The organism is Bradyrhizobium sp. 18BD (assembly GCF_054185225.1).
This window is the reverse complement of record NZ_JAVAYL010000020.1, coordinates 40,745-57,256: the sequence shown is the minus strand read 5'-3', so window position 1 is coordinate 57,256 and position 16,512 is coordinate 40,745. Positions and strand designations below refer to the sequence as shown.

At 65.1% G+C, this 16,512-nt stretch carries 21 protein-coding genes; 13 read left to right on the top strand and 8 right to left on the bottom strand.

Going from position 1 to position 16,512, the window contains the following annotated elements; all coding sequences use genetic code 11:
* Positions 1–10: 10 nt before the first annotated feature.
* On the bottom strand, positions 11–928 hold the full coding sequence (locus RAD16_RS30605) for an ABC transporter permease subunit (protein WP_326904664.1): 918 nt from the start codon (positions 926–928) through the stop codon (positions 11–13).
* A 290-nt stretch (positions 929–1,218) separates the two neighbouring features.
* Between RAD16_RS30605 and RAD16_RS30600 the strand changes: the two genes are divergently transcribed.
* Both RAD16_RS30600 and RAD16_RS30595 read left to right on the top strand, forming a co-directional pair.
* On the top strand, positions 1,219–1,419 hold the full coding sequence (locus RAD16_RS30600) for a hypothetical protein (protein ID WP_458161547.1): 201 nt from the start codon (positions 1,219–1,221) through the stop codon (positions 1,417–1,419).
* 213 nt (positions 1,420–1,632) lie between these two features.
* Positions 1,633–2,157 carry a hypothetical protein gene (locus tag RAD16_RS30595; RefSeq protein ID WP_458161546.1) on the top strand — a complete coding sequence of 175 codons (525 nt, stop codon included), beginning with the start codon at positions 1,633–1,635 and terminating at the stop codon, positions 2,155–2,157.
* Here RAD16_RS30595 and RAD16_RS30590 read toward each other — a convergent pair.
* The 3 genes from RAD16_RS30590 to RAD16_RS30580 form a co-directional block, all read right to left on the bottom strand.
* Positions 2,119–2,511 carry a carboxymuconolactone decarboxylase family protein gene (locus tag RAD16_RS30590; RefSeq protein WP_458161545.1) on the bottom strand — a complete coding sequence of 131 codons (393 nt, stop codon included), beginning with the start codon at positions 2,509–2,511 and terminating at the stop codon, positions 2,119–2,121. The two genes, RAD16_RS30595 and RAD16_RS30590, sit on opposite strands and share 39 nt — an antisense overlap.
* A 114-nt stretch (positions 2,512–2,625) precedes the next feature.
* Complete coding sequence (gene pcaD, locus RAD16_RS30585) at positions 2,626–3,408, bottom strand: 3-oxoadipate enol-lactonase (RefSeq protein ID WP_458161544.1); 783 nt, start codon at positions 3,406–3,408, stop codon at positions 2,626–2,628.
* Positions 3,409–3,480: 72 nt separating this feature from the next.
* Positions 3,481–4,836: a 3-carboxy-cis,cis-muconate cycloisomerase gene (locus tag RAD16_RS30580; protein WP_458161543.1), complete on the bottom strand. Its 1,356-nt coding sequence runs from the start codon at positions 4,834–4,836 to the stop codon at positions 3,481–3,483.
* Between the two features lie 171 nt (positions 4,837–5,007).
* Between RAD16_RS30580 and RAD16_RS30575 the strand changes: the two genes are divergently transcribed.
* The 8 genes from RAD16_RS30575 to RAD16_RS30540 all read left to right on the top strand — a co-directional run bounded on the left by RAD16_RS30575 (position 5,008) and on the right by RAD16_RS30540 (position 11,879).
* Positions 5,008–5,454, top strand: coding sequence for an SRPBCC family protein (locus RAD16_RS30575; RefSeq protein ID WP_458161542.1), 447 nt, complete (start codon positions 5,008–5,010; stop codon positions 5,452–5,454).
* A 135-nt stretch (positions 5,455–5,589) separates the two neighbouring features.
* Positions 5,590–6,075, top strand: a complete 486-nt coding sequence (locus tag RAD16_RS30570) for a (2Fe-2S)-binding protein (protein ID WP_458161541.1) — start codon at positions 5,590–5,592, stop codon at positions 6,073–6,075.
* 33 nt (positions 6,076–6,108) lie between these two features.
* Complete coding sequence (locus RAD16_RS30565; RefSeq protein WP_458161540.1) at positions 6,109–6,915, top strand: FAD binding domain-containing protein; 807 nt, start codon at positions 6,109–6,111, stop codon at positions 6,913–6,915.
* Positions 6,916–6,975: 60 nt separating this feature from the next.
* Positions 6,976–7,899 carry an AAA family ATPase gene (locus tag RAD16_RS30560; protein ID WP_458161539.1) on the top strand — a complete coding sequence of 308 codons (924 nt, stop codon included), beginning with the start codon at positions 6,976–6,978 and terminating at the stop codon, positions 7,897–7,899.
* 138 nt (positions 7,900–8,037) lie between these two features.
* Positions 8,038–9,240, top strand: a complete 1,203-nt coding sequence (locus RAD16_RS30555; RefSeq protein ID WP_458161538.1) for a vWA domain-containing protein — start codon at positions 8,038–8,040, stop codon at positions 9,238–9,240.
* Between the two features lie 10 nt (positions 9,241–9,250).
* Positions 9,251–9,574 carry an XdhC family protein gene (locus RAD16_RS30550; RefSeq protein ID WP_458161537.1) on the top strand — a complete coding sequence of 108 codons (324 nt, stop codon included), beginning with the start codon at positions 9,251–9,253 and terminating at the stop codon, positions 9,572–9,574.
* A gap of 2 nt (positions 9,575–9,576) precedes the next feature.
* On the top strand, positions 9,577–10,278 hold the full coding sequence (locus tag RAD16_RS30545) for an XdhC family protein (RefSeq protein ID WP_458161536.1): 702 nt from the start codon (positions 9,577–9,579) through the stop codon (positions 10,276–10,278).
* Positions 10,275–11,879, top strand: a complete 1,605-nt coding sequence (locus RAD16_RS30540; protein ID WP_458161535.1) for an NTP transferase domain-containing protein — start codon at positions 10,275–10,277, stop codon at positions 11,877–11,879. Before RAD16_RS30545 ends, RAD16_RS30540 begins: the two co-directional genes overlap by 4 nt.
* Positions 11,880–12,077: 198 nt before the next feature.
* Here RAD16_RS30540 and RAD16_RS30535 read toward each other — a convergent pair whose 3' ends face one another.
* On the bottom strand, positions 12,078–13,076 hold the full coding sequence (locus RAD16_RS30535) for a hypothetical protein (RefSeq protein ID WP_458161534.1): 999 nt from the start codon (positions 13,074–13,076) through the stop codon (positions 12,078–12,080).
* An 86-nt stretch (positions 13,077–13,162) separates the two neighbouring features.
* On the opposite strand from RAD16_RS30535, the gene RAD16_RS30530 reads away from it, so the two are divergent.
* The 3 genes from RAD16_RS30530 to adhP all read left to right on the top strand — a co-directional run bounded on the left by RAD16_RS30530 (position 13,163) and on the right by adhP (position 15,194).
* Positions 13,163–13,552 carry a DUF4189 domain-containing protein gene (locus RAD16_RS30530; protein WP_458161533.1) on the top strand — a complete coding sequence of 130 codons (390 nt, stop codon included), beginning with the start codon at positions 13,163–13,165 and terminating at the stop codon, positions 13,550–13,552.
* 64 nt (positions 13,553–13,616) lie between these two features.
* Positions 13,617–14,027: a DUF2000 family protein gene (locus RAD16_RS30525; protein WP_458161532.1), complete on the top strand. Its 411-nt coding sequence runs from the start codon at positions 13,617–13,619 to the stop codon at positions 14,025–14,027.
* Between the two features lie 141 nt (positions 14,028–14,168).
* On the top strand, positions 14,169–15,194 hold the full coding sequence (gene adhP, locus RAD16_RS30520) for an alcohol dehydrogenase AdhP (protein ID WP_458161531.1): 1,026 nt from the start codon (positions 14,169–14,171) through the stop codon (positions 15,192–15,194).
* Positions 15,195–15,198: 4 nt separating this feature from the next.
* Here the strand turns inward: adhP and RAD16_RS30515 are convergent, their stop codons facing one another.
* Genes RAD16_RS30515 through RAD16_RS30505 form a run of 3 tightly spaced genes read right to left on the bottom strand, consistent with a single transcriptional unit; the run spans position 15,199 to position 16,418 of the window.
* Complete coding sequence (locus RAD16_RS30515) at positions 15,199–15,612, bottom strand: GFA family protein (RefSeq protein ID WP_458161530.1); 414 nt, start codon at positions 15,610–15,612, stop codon at positions 15,199–15,201.
* Between the two features lie 12 nt (positions 15,613–15,624).
* Positions 15,625–16,086: an SRPBCC family protein gene (locus RAD16_RS30510; RefSeq protein ID WP_458161529.1), complete on the bottom strand. Its 462-nt coding sequence runs from the start codon at positions 16,084–16,086 to the stop codon at positions 15,625–15,627.
* Positions 16,083–16,418, bottom strand: a complete 336-nt coding sequence (locus RAD16_RS30505) for an ArsR/SmtB family transcription factor (RefSeq protein WP_011088398.1) — start codon at positions 16,416–16,418, stop codon at positions 16,083–16,085. The genes RAD16_RS30510 and RAD16_RS30505 overlap by 4 nt, the downstream gene beginning before the upstream one ends.
* Positions 16,419–16,512: the final 94 nt, after the last annotated feature.

Sequence of the window (16,512 nt, the reverse complement as noted above, 5' to 3'; positions counted from 1 at the left end):
CGCGCGCCCGTCAGACTTTTTCGACTTCGGGACGGCCGAGCAGGCCGGTCGGCATGAAGATCAGCACGACGATCAGGATCGAGAACGCCGCGACGTCCTTGTATTCGACCGAGAAATAGGCCGACCAGAACGTCTCGATCAGGCCGATCGCAAGGCCGCCGAGCATGGCGCCCGGCAGCGAGCCGATGCCGCCGAGCACGGCCGCGGTGAAGGCCTTGATGCCGGCAACGAAGCCCATGAAGAAGTCGACGAGGCCGTAATAGAGCAGGTACATCAGCCCCGCGACGGCGGCGAGCGCGGCGCCGATCACGAAGGTCATGGAGATGGTACGGTCGACGTCGACGCCGAGCAGCGCCGCCATGGTCTGGTCCTGCTCGCAGGCGCGCATGTCGCGCCCGAGCCGGGTGCGCGAGACGAGCCAGGTGAACAGCGCCAGCAGCACGATGGTGGTGACGACCACCATGATCTGGATGTTGGAGAGCTGGATGACGAAGCCGTCGGTGCTCTCATGCAGCGTGTAGCCGCCGGTGATGAAGGGCGGGATCGGCTTGACGCGGGCGCCTTGCGCCACCTGCGAGTAATTGGTCAGCACGAAGGACATGCCGATCGCCGACAGCATCGGCGCGAGGCGGAAGGAATGGCGCAGCGGCCGGTAGGCGATGCGCTCGATGGTCCAGCCATAGAGTGCGGTGATCGCCATCGAGACCAGCAGCACCACGAGCAGGATCACCGGGATCGCGGTCAGGCCGAACGAGACCAGGATCAGGAAGGTGATGAGGGCGATGAAGCCGCCGATCATGAAGACATCGCCATGGGCGAAATTGATCATGCCGACGATGCCGTAGACCATCGTGTAGCCGATCGCGATCAGGCCGTAGATGGAGCCGAGCACGAGGCCGTTGATGAGCTGCTGGGCGAAATAATCCATAGGCTGCCGTTACCCAAACCTGACGCGACTCAAAGGGAGCTCTTCGAGAGGAGTGCTTAAGTTTCTTCTCGGGCCCCGGCAGCCCTTGAGCGTTCTTCCCGTTTTGTAACAGGAGGGAACTGGCGGCTGCAACTGGCCATGCCTCGGCATAAAGGCTTGTACAGAGGTCATTTCGGTTGCGGATGTCATATCCCAGTTCCCGCAGTCGCGAGGAACCGGGTTCCGCAAGCAACCGAAATGGATGCCGGTCGTTGTCTCTGCACTGACGTCCAACAAGGGAGTGTCCCCCAATGACGAAGCAGCAGAACCAGAATCCGGGCCAGCAGAATCAGAGCCCCGGTCAGCAGCGCCCAGGACAACAGGCAGATCAGCAGCCAGGGCAGCAGCAGGGTGGCGGTCAGAAACCCGGACAGCAGCAGCAGAAGGACCCGATGCGCCAGGGCGACCGGCCCGGCCAGCAGCAGGGCGGCCAGCGCGGCCAGGACAATTAGTAGGGAGCCAAGTTAGTAGGGAGCCAAGAGCGAAGGGTAGCGAGGAAGGCCCCGCCGTAAAGGCGGGGCTTTCCTTGGCCGCTTTTCGGCCCCGCGATCCACAGGGCAGTTAAGGTAAACAAAGGGTTTAAATTGCCGCCACAGTCTCATGCGAGTTAGCTCCCCGCAAAGCCTTCTCATTGAAGGCGCGTGGTAGACGAAGCGGGAAGCGGCATGTTCAGGAATTGGCGGATCGGCTCGGTCAACGGCGCGCTGCTGGCGGCCTATTTCATCCCGGCCTGGACCCTGGTCGCCTTCAACATCATGGTGGCGCCGGTGCACGGCCTCTATGAGCGGCCGAGTGTCGCGGTGGCGCTGTTCCTCAGTGACAAGCTCCAGATGGCGGGGACGGAGACGGTGCGCGCCGCCTGGCTGCTGGCGCTGGGACGGCTGACTGTCGTGGCGTTCTTTGCGATCTATCTTGCACTGCTCTGCATCCCGCGCGTCCGCAAGAACGGCGGAAGCGACGAGGCGCTCGGCATCGCGCTTGCGATCGGCAGCATCATTTCGTTTGCGAGCATGGTGATGGCCTCCAAGGTCGGCGAGCTGGCCGCGCTGCGGCTGCACGCCACCGAGCTGCTGCTGCTGCTCGGTGCCGCCATCGTGGTGGTGATCGAACGGCCCGACGCCGCACCGAAGACCGTCGAGGCTGCAGCGCCGCTAGCCCTTGAGCAGGCCGAGCTCCTGCACAATCGCTGAGGCTTCCTTGACGGCGTGGTTCACCGCCGGCACACCGCAATAGATCGCCTGCTGCAGCAGGATCTCCTTGATGTCGTCGGGGGTGAAGCCGCCCTCGGCGAGCGCCGCCCGCACATGCAGGCGGAATTCATCCCATTGCCCGAGCGCGACCATGGTGCCGATCACGAGCACGCGCCGCGTGCGCTCGTCGAAATGCGGCCGGGTCCAGATCTCGCCCCAGGCATAGCGCGTGATCATGTCCTGGAAGTCGGTGTTGAACGCATTGCGGTTTGCGATCGACTTGTCGACCCAGGCATTGCCCAGCACCTTGCGGCGCACATTCATGCCGGCATCGCGGCGCTTCTGATCGTCCATGGTGTCTCCTCCTCTCCGTCATTGCGAGGAGCGTAGCGACGAAGCAATCCAGAATCTCTCTGCGGAGGGATTTCTGGATTGCTTCGCTGCGCTCGCAATGACGGCGTTGTGCGGTCAGCGCTGCGTCAAGAAGCCCACCACCGCGTCGGTGAACGCGTGCGGCTGCTCGACATTTGAAATATGGGCGGCGTCGATGATGGTCATGCTGGCGCCGGGAATGTTGGAGCGGATCAGCTCACCCGCGGAGATCGGCGTTGCCATGTCGTGGCGGCCGGCGATCACCAGCGTTGGGCTCTTGATCTTTGGTAGCAGCGCGCGCTGGTCGAGCGTCGACAGCGCTTCGCAGCAGGCGAGATAGCCTTCGACGGGCGTGGCGAGCAGCATCGATTTCATCTTCGCGGTGATGTCAGGCTCGCGCTCGCGGAAATCCTGGGTCAGCCAGCCCGCCACCACGGCATCGGCGACCGCCGCGAGGCCGCCTTTCTTCACGGCGTCGATGCGTTCCAGCCATTTGGTCGGCTCGGCATAGTAGCAGGAGGTGTTGGCGAGGATGAGCTTGCCGAAGCGCTCCGGCGCATTGGCGCCCAGCCATTGCCCGACCATGCCGCCCATCGACAGGCCGCACCAATGCACCTTCTCGATGTTGAGATCGTCGAGGATCGCCAGCACGTCGCGGCCGAAGCGCTCCATCGTATAGGGGGCGAGGGGCACGTTCGACTTGCCGTGGCCGCGGCGGTCGTAGCGGATGACGCGGAACACCTGCGTCAGCGCCTTCATCTGCGGCTCCCACATCTGCAGCGTGCAACCGAGCGAATTGGAGAGCATCAGGGTCGGCCCGCCGTCGCGGCCCTCGACGGAGACGTTGATCAGGCAACCGTCGGCATCGATCATGGGCATGCAGCGTCTCCGTTTTGGAGCATGATCCGGAAAAGTGTGCAGCGGTTTTCCGACAAGATCTTGCTCAAATAATTAGTCTCGGTCGAGGCTGTCGAGCAGCCGGTCAATCAGGGCTTGCGACGCCCCTTGATAGGCCATCGGCTCAAATAGTGCCGCTATCTTCTCGGGCGTCAAATGTGCAGTGACCTGCGAATCGGCGGCGAGAATTTCGCGCAGATGCTTCTTCTCGGCAACCGCGCGCTTGCTTGCGGCTTCGATCAGATGATGCGCATCGCTCTTGCCGATCTTGTCGGCGAGCGCAAAGGTGACCGCTTCCGCCATGATCAGTCCATGCGTCGCATCGAGGTTGCTGCGCATGCGCGCGGCATCGACCTCGAGCCCTTCGGCGATGTCGACGATGGCGGCGAGGGCGCCCGAGGTGACCAGCATCAATTGCGGCAGCGTTGGCCATTCCGCATGCCAGGGCCCGGCGCTGCGCTCGTGGTCCTGCACCTGGGCTGCAAAGATCGTCGCGGCGAGCTGCGGCGCCATGGTCGCGCAGCCAAGCGCGCTCGCGGCCGCAACTGGGTTGCGCTTGTGTGGCATGGTCGAGGAGCCGCCGCGGCCTTCGCCGGCCGGCTCGAACGCCTCGCCGACATCGGTCTGCATCAGCAGCGAGACGTCGCGGGCGATCTTGCCGCAGCTTCCCGCGAGGATCGCGAAGCTTGAAGCGGCCTCCGCTATGCGGTCGCGATGGGTGTGCCAGGGCGCCTCCGGCAGCGGCAGATTCAGCTCCTGCGCCAGCTTCTCGGCAACCGCGAGCCCCTTGTCGCCGAGCGCGGCGAGCGTGCCGGCCGCGCCGCCGAATTGCAGCGCGAGGCCTTCACGGGCGAGCCGCCGCAGGCGGCAGCGGGCGCGGGCGAGGCTCGAAGCGTATTCGGCGGCCTTCAGCCCGAACGGCATCGGCAGCGCATGCTGGAGCCAGGTCCGCGCGACCATGGCGGTGCCGCGGTGCTTGCGCGCCAGCGTGGCAAAACCCTTGATGGCGCGGCTGAGGTCGGCGTCCATCGCATCGATTGCAGCGCGGAGCGTCAGCATGGTCGCGGTGTCGATGACGTCCTGGCTGGTCGCGCCCCAATGCACATAGCGCGCGGCTTCCGCGTCGGCCTTCGCGACCTCTGCGGTCAGCACCTTGACCAGGGGAATGGCGAGATTGCCGGATCGCGTTGCGGCTTCGGCCAGCGCGCCCACGTCAAAGGAATCGGCCTTGCAGGCGGCTTCGATCGGGCCCACCGCGGCCTCCGGAATCACGCCGGTCGCGGCTTCGGCCCGCGCCAGGGCTGCCTCGAAATCGAGCATGTTCTGGAGTGTCGACCGGTCGTCGCAGACGGCGCGCATGGCTGCGCTCGACAGCATCGGCGCGAGCAGGGGGGAGAGGGCTGTGCTCATGTTGCGCGCGACCTAATCACCATGCCCCGGCTCTGCCAATCCCAAACCGCCAGCGCAAGCTTTTTGCAGTTGCGAATATGCATTGCACGTGACCGTGGGCCACCCTTTCCTTTGCGGCCTCTGTGCGTTACTTGAGCAATATTATTCTGATGCGATCCGGGAGATGCCCCCATGGCCATGACAATGAATGGCGAAGTCCAGCTTGCGGCGCCGCGCGAGGCCGTGTGGGAGAAGCTCAACGATCCCGCGGTGCTGAAGGCCTGCATCCCCGGCTGCGAGGAGCTGGAGAAGACCGAGGACGGCGGCTTCCGCGCGACCGCAAAAATGAAGGTCGGCCCGGTGTCGGCGCGCTTCAAGGGCAAGGTCACCTTGAGCGATCTCGACCCGCCGAACGGCTACAAGATCTCCGGCGAAGGCGAGGGCGGGGTCGCCGGATTCGCCAAGGGCGGCGCGGTGGTCAATCTCGCGGAGAAGGACGGCGGCACGCTGCTCTCCTACGACGTCGAGGCGCAGATCGGCGGCAAGTTGGCGCAGCTCGGACAGCGCCTGATCAACGGTGCCGCCAAGAAGCTGGCCGACGAGTTTTTCGCGAACTTCGCCAAGGCGGTACAGGGCTGAGTCCTATCGCCTTTCGGCATGGCCGGTTGCGCCCCGGGCGATGTTGCCCCAGGGGACAATGGCCCATATGATGGGTTGGAATAATTATAAGAACCGCTTCGACGGGACCCGTCGGGGCGCTGATAGAGAGTGCTTATGGCAAAAATCTCCCTCATCGTGAACGGCAATCCTGTTACGGCCAATGTCGACCCCCGCACCCTCCTGGTGCAGTTCCTGCGCGAGAATCTGCGCCTGACCGGCACCCATGTCGGCTGCGACACCTCGCAGTGCGGCGCCTGCGTCGTGCATCTCGACGGCAAGGCCGTGAAGTCCTGCACCACGCTTGCCGTGATGGCCGATGGCCATGAGATCAAGACGATCGAGGGGCTGGCCGCCGACGGCGCGCCGCTGCATCCGATGCAGGAGGCCTTCCGCGAGCATCACGGCCTGCAGTGCGGCTTCTGCACGCCCGGCATGATCATGACCGCGATCGACATCGTCCATCGCAAGGGCCACGAGCTCGACGACCACACCATCCGCGAGGAGCTGGAAGGCAATCTCTGCCGGTGCACCGGCTACCAGAACATCGTCGCCTCGATCTCCGCCGGCGCCAAGGCGATGGCGAAATCCGATCTCGCCTAAAGACCGCCCGCATCCCGCGATCAGGACATTCAGATGTACGAATTCAAATATCATCGCCCCGGGACCGTGCGGCAGGCCGCCAACCTCCTGGTGAAGAACGAAGACGCCAAGGTCATCGCCGGCGGCCACACGCTGATTCCCGTGATGAAGCAGCGCCTCGCCAGCCCTCCGCATCTGGTCGACCTCTCCCATATCGAGGGGCTCAATACGATCGAGATGAAGGGCCGCTCGCTGGTGATCGGCGCTACCGCCAAGCACGCCGAGGTCGCGACCTCCGCCGTCGTCGGTGAGGCGATCCCGGCGCTCGCCAGCCTCGCCGGCGGCATCGGCGATCCCGCCGTGCGCCACAAGGGCACGATCGGCGGCTCGCTCGCCAACAACGATCCGACCGCGGACTATCCGGCTGCCGTGCTGGCGCTGGGCGCGACCATCGTCACCAACAAGCGCCGCCTCAAGGCCGAGGAATATTTCCAGGGCCTGTTCACGACCGCGCTGGAAGCCGACGAGATCATCACCAAGGTGATGTTCCCGCTGCCGAAGAAGGCGGCCTACATCAAGTTCCGCAACCAGGCCTCGCGCTATGCGCTGGTCGGCGTGTTCGTGGCGCGGCGTCCGTCGGACGTGCGTGTTGCCGTCACCGGTGCCGGCTCGGAAGGCGTGTTCCGCGTCGAGGCGTTCGAGGAGGCGTTGAAGAAGCGCTTCGCCTCGAAGGCTCTGGACGGCATCGAGGTGCCGGCGGAAGGGCTCAACAGCGACATCCACGGCAGCGCCGAATACCGCGCGCACCTCATCGGCGTGCTGACCCGGCGCGCCCTCGATGCCGCCAACGCCAAGGGGTGAGTGAACCTCACGCCTCGGCCAAACTTGTCCCGGTGAGGGCGTAGCGAGACTGGCTCCTTCATGACTTCAGCGACCTCTTCTTCCGGTGCCATGCCGGCATCGGTCGATGCGATGCTCGAACTTTTGACCTCGCGCGGCTATCTGGCCGAGCGGTCGCTGGCGACGGTGACGTATCTGTCGCTGCGCATGGGCCGGCCGCTGTTTCTCGAAGGCGAGGCCGGCGTCGGCAAGACCGAGATCGCAAAAGTGCTGTCGGCGGCGCTGGGGCGGAAGCTGATCCGCCTGCAGTGCTATGAGGGCCTCGACGTTTCCTCCGCCGTCTATGAGTGGAACAGCGCCGCGCAGATGATCGCGATCCGGATGGCGGAAGCCGCCGGCGACACCGACCGCGATCAGCTCTCCAGCGACATCTTCGCCGATCGCTACATGATCAAGCGGCCGCTGCTGCAGGCGCTGGAGCCTGACGTTGCGGGACCGCCGGTGCTCTTGATCGACGAGCTCGACCGTGCCGACGAGGCGTTCGAGGCATATCTGCTCGAAATCCTCAGCGACTTCCAGGTGACGATCCCGGAGTTCGGCACCGTGAAGGCGCCGAGCCCGCCGATCGTGATCATCACCTCCAACCGCACCCGCGAGATCCATGACGCGCTGAAGCGGCGCTGTCTCTATCACTGGGTCGATTACCCCGCGGCCGAGCGCGAGCTCGCGATCGTCAAGACGCGCGTGCCTGGCATCTCCGCAAAGCTGTCGCAGCAGGTCGTGCGCTTCGTGCAGGCGCTGCGCAACCAGGACTTCTACAAATCGCCTGGCGTTGCCGAGACCATCGACTGGGCCACCGCGCTGTCGGAGCTCGATGCCCGCTCGCTGACCCCGCAAGTGGTCGGCGACACGCTGGGCGCGCTGCTCAAGTACCAGGACGACATCACCCGCATGCAGGGCGACACCCTGCAAAAGGTGCTGAAGGAAGCGACGAGCGAGAATTGACGCGCGTGCGTCATAACTAACTCGTCATTCCGGGGCGCGCGTAGCGCGAGCCCGGAATCCATACTCCCGATCGTGGTTATGGATTCCGGGCTCGCCGCTCGCGCGGCGCCCCGGAATGACGGGAAGATGGGAACAACCATGGCCATCAACCATCTTGCCCCCGAGCAAACCGAGCAGTTCGCCGACAACATCGTCGGCTTCGCCCGTGCACTGCGCTCTGCGGGCATGCCGGTCGGGCCGGGCGCGGTGATCGATGCCATGAGCGCGCTGCAGGTGATCGACATCGGCAACCGCGCCGACGTCTTCACCACGCTGGAGGCGATCTTCGTCAAGCGGCACGAGCATGCGCTGATCTTCAAGCAGGCCTTCAACCTGTTCTTCCGCGCCTCGGAAGAATGGAAGCACATGCTGGATTCGGTGCCGCTGCCGGAGCAGGCCAAGAAGAAGCCGCAGGCCGGCGCCCGCCGCGTGCAGGAGGCGATGTCGCAGCCGCGCATGACCGAGACGCCGCAGCACCAGGAGCAGGATCTGCGCCTGTCGGTCTCCGACAAGGAGATCCTGCAGAAGAAAGACTTCGCGCAGATGAGCGCGGCGGAGATCGCCGAGGCGCTGCGCGCGATCGATCGGATGCACCTGCCGCAGGCCGAACTGCTGACGCGCCGGCATCGCCCCGATCCGCATGGGCTGCGCCTCGACCTGCGCCGGACGCTGCGTGCGTCGCTGCGCACCGGCGGCGACATCATCGACATCCATCGCCTCGGCCGGATCGAGAAACCCGCGCCGATCGTGGCGCTGCTCGATATTTCGGGCTCGATGAGCGAGTACACCCGCCTGTTCCTGCATTTCCTCCACGCCATCACCGACGCCCGCAAGCGCGTCTCGGTGTTCCTGTTCGGCACCCGTCTCACCAACGTCACGAGGGCGCTGCGCCAGCGCGATCCGGACGAGGCGCTGGCGAGCTGCTCGGCTTCGGTCGAGGATTGGGCCGGCGGCACCAGGATTTCGGCCTCGCTGCACAACTTCAACAAATTGTGGGCGCGGCGGGTGCTGAGCCAGGGCGCCATCGTACTGCTGATTTCCGACGGGCTGGAGCGGGAGGCCGATTCCAAGCTGGCCTTCGAGATGGACCGGCTGCACCGGTCCTGCCGCCGGCTGATCTGGCTCAACCCGCTGCTGCGGTTCAGCGGCTTCGAGGCCAAGGCCCAGGGCATCAAAATGATGCTTCCCCACGTTGACGAATTCCGCCCCGTGCATAATTTGAGTTCGATCCAGGAGCTGATCACTACGCTCTCCCGGCCGCTGCCGCCGCATCACCGCAGCCTGATCCGCTCCGCAGCCTGAGAGGCCCACCATGCTCGATCGCGACGAGGATATTCTGAAGGCGGCGGAGGACTGGCGGAAGGCCGGCCGTGGCGTCGCGCTGGCCACGGTTGTCGAGACCTGGGGCTCGGCCCCGCGCCCGGCAGGCTCGAGCCTCGTCATCAATGACGAGGGCACGTTCCTGGGCTCGGTCTCCGGCGGCTGCGTCGAGGGCGCGGTGGTCACCGAGGCCATGGACGTGATCGAGAGCGGCAAGCCCAGGATGCTGGAGTTCGGCGTCGCCGACGAGACCGCCTGGAATGTCGGGCTGTCCTGCGGCGGCACCATCCGCGTCTTCGTCGAGAAGGTCGGCTAGCCGTGAAGCTCGCAATCCTGCACGAACTCAATGCCGAGCGCGCCGCGCGCCGGCCGGCCATTCTGGTGACCGACACCGAGACCGGCGAGCAGCGGCTGGTAAAGGCGGCTGATTTCGCCAAGGACCCGCTGCGGGACGAGTTGGACAAGCAGCTTCGCATGGGCAAGAGCGCCCATGTCGAGGCCGGCGGCAAGAAGCTGTTCCTCAACGTCTACGCGCCGACCGCAAAGCTCGTCATCATCGGCGCGGTCCATATCAGCCAGGCGCTGGCGCCGCTGGCGCGCTCGCTGGGCTATGACGTCACCGTCGTCGATCCCCGCACGGCCTTTGCGAGCCCCGAGCGCTTCCCCGATATTCCGCTGGTCGCCGAATGGCCCGACACCGCGCTGCCGCCGCTCAATGTCGATGCCTACACGGCCTTCGTCGCGGTAACGCACGATCCCAAGATCGATGATCCCGCGCTGCTGCACGCCTTCGAGCGTGGCTGCTTCTATATCGGCGCGCTCGGCTCGCGGAAGACGCATGCCAAGCGCGGCGACCGGCTGCGGGCACAGGGCGCCAGAGACAGCGACATCGCGCGCATCCACGCGCCGATCGGCCTTGCGATCGGCGCGGTCTCGCCGTCCGAGATCGCGGTGTCGATCATGGCCGAGATCACGGCGGTGCTCCGCCTGCCACCAAAAGAAAAAGAAGAAGCGGCATGAAGTTCGGTCCGGCGAGCCCCAAGGATGCGATCGGCGGGGTGACCGTCCACACCCTCCGCCAGGGACCGCTGGTGCTGAAGAAGGGCACGACCATTGGTCCTGCCCAGGTCGAGGCGCTGACGCGCGCCGGCATCAAGGACGTCGTGGTGGTACGGATGGAGGCGGGCGACGTCTCCGAGGACGTCGCGGCCGCCAGCATTGCGCTCGCCGTCGGCGGCGAGGGCATTCATGTCGAGCGCGCCTTCACCGGCCGCGCCAATCTGTTCGCAGCAAACCCGGGCGTGCTGGTGATCGACCGCGCCGCGGTCGACCGCATCAACAACATCGACGAGGCCATCACGTTTGCGACACTCACCGCCTACAAGCCGGTGGTCGAGGGCGAGATGGTCGGCACCGTCAAGATCATCCCGTTCGGCGTCGAGGGAGATCTGCGCGATGCCGCGGTGAAGGCCGCCGGCAAGGACGTGCTGAAGGTGGCGCCCTACGTCATCAAGCGCGTCGGCGTGGTCTCGACGCTGCTGCCGGGGCTGTCTTCGAAGGTCGTCGACAAGACCCTGCGTGTCACTGCGGAGCGGCTTGCGCCGGCCGGCGCCAGCATCATCGCCGAGCGGCGTGTGCAGCACGACGAACGCGCGCTGTCAGCCGCGATCAAGGAATTGCTCGGCCTCGGCGCCGAGCTCGTCATCGTGTTCGGGGCGTCCGCGATTGCCGACCGCCGCGACGTGATCCCGGCGGCGGTCACCGGCATCGGCGGCGAGATCGAGCATTTCGGCATGCCGGTCGATCCCGGCAATTTGCTGCTGATCGCGCGGGCCGGCGGCGTTCCGGTGCTGGGCGCGCCCGGCTGCGCCCGCTCGCCGGTCGAGAACGGATTCGACTGGGTGCTGATGCGGCTGCTCGCCGGCATCAAGGTGACGCGCTCCGAGCTGATGGGCATGGGCGTCGGCGGCCTGCTGATGGAGATCGTGACGCGGCCGCAGCCGCGCGCAAAGCCCGAGACCGAAGGCAACAGCCAGGTCGCCGCGATCGTGCTCGCGGCGGGCCGCTCGACCCGCATGGGCGGCTCCAACAAGCTGCTCGCCGAGCTCGACGGCAAGAAGCTGGTGCGGATCGCGACCGAGCAGGCGCTGGCGTCCAAGGCATCCGAGGTGATCGTCGTCACCGGCCATCAGACCGAGCTGGTCGAGCAGGCGCTGGAAGGCCTGAAGGTGCGCTTCGTCAAGAATCCGGATTTCGCCGGCGGCATCGCAAGCTCGGTCAAGGCCGGCATTGCGGCCGTGCCCGACACATGCGACGGCGCCGTGGTTTGTCTGGGCGACATGCCGCTGATCGACGCCAGCCTGATCGACCGCCTCATCGACGGCTTTGCACCGGACCGTGGCAATCTCATCGTCGTGCCCGTCAGCGAAGGCCGCCGCGGCAACCCCGTGCTGTGGTCGCGCCGCTTCTTCAAGGAATTGATGACCCTCGATGGCGACGTCGGTGCGCGCCATCTGATTGCCAAGCACACGGAAGCGGTCGCCGAAGTGCCCGTGGACGGCGAGAGCGCCTTCCTCGACATCGACACGCCGCAGGCCTTGGAAGCGGCTAGACGCGGATGAAGGTGCCGTAGGGTGGATTAGCCGAAGGCGTAATCCACCATGCTGGCTGCAAGAGAAGGCGGTGGATTACGCTTCGCCAATCCACCCTACGAAGCCCCTAAAGCGCGATAAGATGAGGATGAATCGTCATCGCGCTTTAGGTTGTTGTTTGAGCATGATCTTTTCGAAAAACCGCTGCGCACTTTTCCGGATCATGCTTTAAAGCCCGCCAATCATCCTGAGCACCAGCTTTGGCTCCGGTCCCGAGAGATCGTGGACCAGCGTCGCCATCATCGCGTCGCTCTCGCAGGTGAAGGCGTGGCTGAGGGCATAGGTTCGGTCGGACAGCGCGAAAGCCAGCTTGATGCCGCCGCAGGTATGCTCCACGCCGTCATTTTTCGATGAGCGGACCGATTTGAAGAGGTCATATAGACCGCTTCCGACCATCAGCGGCACGTTCTCGCAAGCCTCGCATCCGGTCGGCAGTTGCTTCTGCAGTTCAGCCACGTCGCCGGGAGGGCTGACAAATGTCTCGGAGAGAAGAATTGTCGGAGACAGCCTGAGCAGGCGCGTCTGCAGCAGGCGAATGTCGGGCTCGAGGTTGAGCTCTTTTGCTCGCTTGATGTGAGCACCAATTCTGTCGACGATCTGCCGATCCTGTACGTCCTCGGGCTTGATCTCGTTGACGGCGTTTGCCGGAGCCAGGACGGCGATGATGGAGGCGTCCTTCGGCGGCTGGGTTGCGACCTGGAGCCGTGTGCTGGTATCAACGCCGTTGCGGAATTCCTCGTTCTTGTTCGAGAACCGTTCCTTGACCTGGGCCGCGCTCTTCCAGCCCTTGGCAATCACTGTCACCTGCTGTCCCTTCGGAATGGTCCCGTAGACGCAGATGGAGGACCGTCCTCGATCCGGACAGGTATAGGCGTCGCGAAACAGGCCGCTCTGTTGCTCGGCGGCGCATACGGATGTCGCCGAGAGGACGGCGAGAACGACGAGTGACGGACACTTCATGGCGATCGAGCTTCTCACCCCGGGCTGCAGCGGCAAGCCTACTTGGCCGGGCGAGGGCAAGCCAGAGGGTTGAAGACGTCCGTCCGCGCAATCCGGTGCCGCAGGGCGTAACCCACCACTTTCATCGCCGCGGGAGAAGCGGTGGATTACGCCAGCGGACTGCGCTTCGCGCAGCCGCGGGCTAATCCACCCTACGGCACCTCCCAATCATCCGATTTCAACTCCTCGTTCACCAAGTGGAAACGACCGCGGCTTACAGTCGGCTCACCTGCCTTGGGGGGAGGGGTTTTTCCATGGCTTCGAACGTCGTCGCGCGCCGTTGCGCGATGTTTTTCTTTGCGCTGTCGGTCTGTGTCGCCGGCGCCCGCTATATTACAGAAGCTCACGCCGCCGGCGCCTTTGCGGTCGGCAAGTGCGGGGCCTATGGCCAGGCCTTTGATTATGGCGCCGAGCACGAGGCAAGGGCCGCGGCCCAGAAGCAGTGCAAGGGCGACTGCACGACCGTGACGATGAAGCACGCCTGCGCGGCGATGTCGATCGATCTGTCCAACCCTTGCGGCGCCTATGGCTATGCCGTCAAGCCGAAGATCTCGGCCTCGCTCAACGCCGCCACGCGCGAATGCTACAAATACGGCGGCAAGGAATGCGTGATCCGCGCCTGGGCCTGCGACGCGAAAGGCTGATTCCTCTTGCTGTCATTCCCGGGCGATGCATAGCATCGCGCAGGAATGACATCTGAGGAACCGCATGCAGTTCGATACCAAGATCGCCGTCGTGATCCGCAACGATCTTCAGGCCTGGCAGAAGCTCAACGTCGCGTCCTTTCTCACCAGCGGCGTCGCCGCGGCGTTTCCCGAATGCATCGGAGAGCCCTATGAGGACGCTTCAAGCACAAAATATCTTTCGCTGATCGGTCAGCCGATCCTGATCTACGGCGCCGACGGTCCCGCGCTGTCGCGTGCGCTCGATCGTGCGCTGACGCGCAACGTGAAGCCGGCGGTCTATACCGAGGACATGTTCACGACCACGCATGACGCCGCCAATCGGGAGGCGGTGAGGGCGGTTGCGCGCGCCGATCTCAACCTCGTCGGCATTGCGATGCGCGCCGAGCGCAAGGTGATCGACAAGATCGTCGATGGCCTGAAGTTCCATAGCTGACGCGGCGTCCAGCTATCCACTGCCGTCACGGCATCGTCATCTTGGTTTCGGCGGCACATAAATTTGTGTCGTTTGACACCAATCAAGGGCGCACTGTCCGGCATCGCTAGTCTGCCCTCCGTATTGCAATGGAGCAGACAGATGCCGACCATGAAAGCCGCAGTCGTCAGACAATTCGGCAAGCCGCTGGTGATCGAGGACGTGCCGGTGCCGCAGCCCGGTCCCGGCGAGGTTCTGGTCAAGGTGAAGGCGTGCGGTGTCTGCCACACCGACCTGCACGCAGCCTCCGGCGACTGGCCGGTGAAACCGGTTCCGCCCTTCATCCCCGGCCACGAGGCTGCGGGCATCGTCGCCGCGCTCGGGTCCGGCGTGAAGAACCTGAAGGTCGGCGATGCCGTTGGCGTCGCCTGGCTGCACGATGCCTGCATGGCATGCGAATATTGCGAGACCGGCTGGGAGACGCTGTGCGAGCACCAGCACAACACCGGCTACAGCGTGAACGGCGGCTTTGCCGAGTATGTCATCGCCTCGGCTGCCTTCGCGGCAAAACTGCCGGCGACGGTCGATTTCGCCGCCATCGCGCCAATCTTGTGCGCCGGCGTCACCACCTACAAGGGACTGAAAGAGACCGACGCGCGGCCCGGCGAGTGGGTGGCGATCTCAGGTGTCGGTGGGCTTGGCCATGTCGCGGTTCAGTACGCCAAGGCGATGGGGTTCAAGGTCGCGGCCGTCGATATCGCCGAGGACAAGCTCGCGCTCGCACGCGAGACCGGCGCCGATATCGCGGTCAACGCGCTGGAAGCCGACGCCGCCGACAAGGTTATCGCGGCGACCGGGGGCGGGGCCCATGGCGTGCTGGTGACGGCGGTGTCGACCGCGGCGTTCGCGCAAGCGCTGAAGATGGTGCGCCGGAAAGGCACCGTCAGCCTCGTCGGCCTGCCGCCGGGCGAATTCCCGACGCCGATCTTCGATGTCGTGCTCAAGCGCATCACCGTGCGCGGCTCCATCGTCGGCACGCGGCGCGATCTCGACGAGGCCATTGCCTTCGCCACGGATGGCAAGGTGAAGGCCGAAGTCGCCAAGGTCCCGCTCGCAGAGATCAACGACGTCTTCGACCGCATGAAGGCCGGCAAGATCGACGGCCGCATGGTGCTGGACTTTGGCTAGTGCCTTACGCCGGCGGCATGCCTGCGAATTTCGGCAGATCAGGGTCGAGGCGGTCCCAGTCATGCCCGCGCGCGGCGTAGGTCACCACTTGCGGCTTGTAGCGGGCGGGCTCATCGAGGCTGGCGGCGCGGATGGTGAAGATGTCGGGCATGGCGGCGAAGGTCAGGTAAACAGGCAGCCCGCACTGTGGGCAGAAACCGCGGGTCTTCACGTTGCCGCTGTCGCCGACCATGTCCCAGTGCCTGGCTTCGCCCGTCACGGTGACACCGTCGCGCGCGAAGGTCATGTAGGAGCCGTGGCCGCTGCCGCTTTCGCGCTGGCAGTCCCGGCACTGGCAGTGATTGCTGAACAGCGGCTCACTGGCGATCGAATAGCGGATTGCGCCGCAGGCGCAGCCGCCGGTAAAGGGCTTTGTCATCGCGCTATCTCCTCACGTCTCGCCGCTGATCTCGTCGAGCTGCTTCACGACCTTCTTCCAGCCGCCACTCATGACCGTGTAGGCGGACTCGTTCCGCGGCATGACGAAGCCCGCATGTTCGAGGCGAAGCCGCGTACCGGCCTCGACCGGGGTGAGGGACCATGTCACGACGGTGTCGAGCGGCGCGCCGTAGCCTGTGTTGCGCTCGTCGCCGCCCTTCCAGGCGTAGACGAGGCGCCGGTTCGGCACGACCTCGAGAACCCGGCAATGGATGACGCCGTCCCAATTGCCGCCCGGCGTGGTCTGGAATGTGAAGGCCGTGCCTTCGACGGCTTCAAAACCGGTCGGCTGCATCAGCCAGCGTGCAATCAGCTGCGCGCTGGTCAGCGTCTTCCAGATCGCCTCTGGCGTGTGAGGGAAGATCTCATCGATGACGATGTCCTTTGTCTCGGCTTTCAACGCGGCTGCACTCACGGGTCGATCTCCTTCAAGAGGTCACGCAGGTTCTGGAAGCGCTCGCGCCAGAACACGCCGTAATGGTCCATCCAGGTGACCAGCGGTTCGAGACCTTGCGGCGCGGCGCGGTAGTAGACGTTGCGGCCCTCGGCGCGCTCGGCGACGAGGCCGGCCTGCTTGAGGGATTTCAGGTGCTGCGAGATCGCGCCCTGGGTGACGCCGCTGCCGCGGGTCAGCTCGGCGACGCTGATCTCCTTGCTTTCGAACACGCGCTCGAACACGGCGCGGCGGGTCGGATCGGCGAGGGCGCGCATCACGGTGGTGACGGGATTGGGGGCGGCTTCGATCATGGAAATTCAATTAGCCTGCGCTAATTCATTAGTCAATACTAATTAAACCGCGGATTCGGTCTGTACTGCTGTCTTGACTATGACTGACCAGTCA

Bases quoted from the DNA above. Each gene is read 5' to 3' on its own strand.
- RAD16_RS30605 (WP_326904664.1), bottom strand. From the start codon at position 928: ATGGATTATTTCGCCCAGCAGCTCATCAACGGCCTCGTGCTCGGCTCC.
- RAD16_RS30600 (WP_458161547.1), top strand. From the start codon at position 1,219: ATGACGAAGCAGCAGAACCAGAATCCGGGCCAGCAGAATCAGAGCCCC.
- RAD16_RS30595 (WP_458161546.1), top strand. From the start codon at position 1,633: ATGTTCAGGAATTGGCGGATCGGCTCGGTCAACGGCGCGCTGCTGGCG.
- RAD16_RS30590 (WP_458161545.1), bottom strand. From the start codon at position 2,511: ATGGACGATCAGAAGCGCCGCGATGCCGGCATGAATGTGCGCCGCAAG.
- pcaD (WP_458161544.1), bottom strand. From the start codon at position 3,408: ATGCCCATGATCGATGCCGACGGTTGCCTGATCAACGTCTCCGTCGAG.
- RAD16_RS30580 (WP_458161543.1), bottom strand. From the start codon at position 4,836: ATGAGCACAGCCCTCTCCCCCCTGCTCGCGCCGATGCTGTCGAGCGCA.
- RAD16_RS30575 (WP_458161542.1), top strand. From the start codon at position 5,008: ATGGCCATGACAATGAATGGCGAAGTCCAGCTTGCGGCGCCGCGCGAG.
- RAD16_RS30570 (WP_458161541.1), top strand. From the start codon at position 5,590: ATGGCAAAAATCTCCCTCATCGTGAACGGCAATCCTGTTACGGCCAAT.
- RAD16_RS30565 (WP_458161540.1), top strand. From the start codon at position 6,109: ATGTACGAATTCAAATATCATCGCCCCGGGACCGTGCGGCAGGCCGCC.
- RAD16_RS30560 (WP_458161539.1), top strand. From the start codon at position 6,976: ATGACTTCAGCGACCTCTTCTTCCGGTGCCATGCCGGCATCGGTCGAT.
- RAD16_RS30555 (WP_458161538.1), top strand. From the start codon at position 8,038: ATGGCCATCAACCATCTTGCCCCCGAGCAAACCGAGCAGTTCGCCGAC.
- RAD16_RS30550 (WP_458161537.1), top strand. From the start codon at position 9,251: ATGCTCGATCGCGACGAGGATATTCTGAAGGCGGCGGAGGACTGGCGG.
- RAD16_RS30540 (WP_458161535.1), top strand. From the start codon at position 10,275: ATGAAGTTCGGTCCGGCGAGCCCCAAGGATGCGATCGGCGGGGTGACC.
- RAD16_RS30530 (WP_458161533.1), top strand. From the start codon at position 13,163: ATGGCTTCGAACGTCGTCGCGCGCCGTTGCGCGATGTTTTTCTTTGCG.
- RAD16_RS30525 (WP_458161532.1), top strand. From the start codon at position 13,617: ATGCAGTTCGATACCAAGATCGCCGTCGTGATCCGCAACGATCTTCAG.
- adhP (WP_458161531.1), top strand. From the start codon at position 14,169: ATGCCGACCATGAAAGCCGCAGTCGTCAGACAATTCGGCAAGCCGCTG.
- RAD16_RS30515 (WP_458161530.1), bottom strand. From the start codon at position 15,612: ATGACAAAGCCCTTTACCGGCGGCTGCGCCTGCGGCGCAATCCGCTAT.
- RAD16_RS30505 (WP_011088398.1), bottom strand. From the start codon at position 16,418: ATGATCGAAGCCGCCCCCAATCCCGTCACCACCGTGATGCGCGCCCTC.